The organism is Gemmobacter caeni (assembly GCF_003054195.1).
Lineage (GTDB): Bacteria > Pseudomonadota > Alphaproteobacteria > Rhodobacterales > Rhodobacteraceae > Gemmobacter > Gemmobacter caeni.
The window spans coordinates 1-1971 of the sequence record NZ_QBKP01000064.1 but is presented as its reverse complement, the minus strand read 5'-3'; the positions used below and the strand labels follow the sequence as shown (position 1 = coordinate 1971).

At 61.7% G+C, this 1971-nt stretch carries 2 protein-coding genes and 1 pseudogene; 1 reads left to right on the top strand and 2 read right to left on the bottom strand.

The annotated features are described in order from the left end of the window. Positions 1 to 269 (bottom strand): annotated as a pseudogene (locus C8N34_RS25720) (phage protease); the annotation flags it as partial. 405 nt (positions 270 to 674) lie between these two features. On the opposite strand from C8N34_RS25720, the gene C8N34_RS27220 reads away from it, so the two are divergent. Beyond that, positions 675 to 1484 carry a calcium-binding protein gene (locus C8N34_RS27220; protein ID WP_108131067.1) on the top strand — a complete coding sequence of 270 codons (810 nt, stop codon included), beginning with the start codon at positions 675 to 677 and terminating at the stop codon, positions 1482 to 1484. A 202-nt stretch (positions 1485 to 1686) separates the two neighbouring features. On the opposite strand, the gene C8N34_RS25710 is transcribed toward C8N34_RS27220, so the two are convergent. Continuing rightward, positions 1687 to 1971: phage virion morphogenesis family protein (locus tag C8N34_RS25710; RefSeq protein WP_211317751.1), on the bottom strand; the 285-nt coding region annotated here is incomplete at its 5' end.

The window sequence follows — 1971 nt, the reverse complement described above, 5'->3', positions numbered from 1 at the left end:
CCGTCGGCGCGCGCCTGCAGCTCGACGACATAGCCCCGGGCGGGCGAGGCCTCGCCACGCGGGGCGGCGAGGTCGATGGCATGGTTCTCGTCGATGGGGAGCTTCCCCGTCGAGGCGGCAATCACCGCCTGCGGATCGACAAGCCGGTAGGGACCGCGCGCATCGGCGGTCAGGATCTCCGCCCCGGCCGGGATCAGATGGATCCAGTCAGGGGCACCGCCCTCGGGCAGCGACGTGGATTGAAGCGAGATGATCTGCGGGTTCGACATGAACCCAACATCCCCCGACAGCCAAAACCAAAACATCCGCAACGGTGTGCGGATGTGGAATGTCGTGAAAAGGCTTGCTCAACGTTCGAATTCAAGCGATCTCTGCGTCAGTTGGCTGCCCATTTTGGGAATGTCGGCTAGAGCCATTGTGATATATAGATAAAAGGGTGCGTCTTGGTGTTCAGGGTCCGGCTTGTTGGAAACAGCCTTTCGTCTCTGGTGGGCGAAATTTACAGTGCCTTTGAGGCTGGCAGCCGCGGCAGCGCGCTGCGCAGCGGGCCAGATGCAAATGAGGTGCGCATCCAAGTGCCTCCTTATGACTACGTCGGCGTCGGGCTTCGAGGGCCCGACCTCGACCTAGAGTGGCGCCGCGGTGCAGAGATAATCCAGGGCACATGGACCGAAATGCGGATCGAATCTGTTCGTCCGACAAACGGTGGCGGTATTAACCGGGTGGAATATCTGCGTGTCACTGGCTTCTCGGTTGATCCCGGTCCGCTGATGTCGTTTGTCGGCAATATGCTGGGTGGAGAGATCGTCTGGGCCTTTGACGACGCTCCCTTGCGTGCTGCTTTAAACCCGCGACAGGGTGTTTATGACGGTGGGAGCGGGGCCGAGAACATCGGGCCGGTCCATGACAACTTTCCCGGCATTTTCGAAATGCGCGGCGCTGACACAATCCGTGGATGGGCGGGCAATGATACGCTGAATGGTGGCCTCGGCGGCGATCTGCTGTTAGGTGGCAGCGGTGCGGATCATCTGATCGGCGGCGCCGGGCAAGACCGGCTGCATGCCGGGGCGGGTAACGACCGGCTTTCCGGCGATGGGGGCCGTGACAGCCTTGCAGGCGGCGAAGGGCGCGACAGCTTGGACGGTGGGCTCGGCAATGATACGCTATCGGGCGATGGTGGTCGTGATGTTCTGTATGGGTCATGGGGGGATGATCTGATGACCGGCGGGGCGGGAGCAGATCAGTTCCATTTCAAGCGGCCCGGCCATGACCGGATCACGGATTTTTCCACTTCTGCCGATCAGATATGGCTGTTCAACCGCATTGTGCCATTGGAGGACCGCGCCGACCCAGCTGCGTGGCTCATGGCGCATGGGAATGTGACGGACGAGGGTGCTTTGTTCACGGTTACCGACAAGATCAGCTTTCTGGTCGAGGGTGTCGACGATCTTGATGCGATCGCGGCAACGCTGGTTCTGTTCTGAGCTTTCCGATCCCAGGTCGTGTTAACAAAACGGATTCCCCTCTGCGGTCGACTGTGATTCAAGATCATCTCTACGTGGGAGGTGACCTTGGCAGGGAACCTGATGCCCGACGACGAATGGGCACTTCAGAGAGATAGGTGTCCGCTTCGGACTGGGAGCGGTCATCTGCTGCACCTGGCAAGAAGGTAGGATCAGGGCCAAGTCACCCTCCCACCTGCGCTTCGAAGGCCTCGCGGACGATATCGAGGATGTTGGTGCGGTCGGTGTCGGAGAGGCCTAGGAAGGGCCGGGCCGGGATGTCGCCCCAGGGCAGGTGGTGGAAATAGTCGCGGGAGGCGGGGCCGCCGTCTTTCTGCCTGGTCCGGCCCATGCGGGCGCCGAACTGGCCCTGCTTCGCGCCGAACTGCATGACCGCCGCCTGCAGGGCATTCGATCCGACCGAGACGAAGTCGGGGCCGGACCGGAAGTTGATGCCCCGTCGCATGTC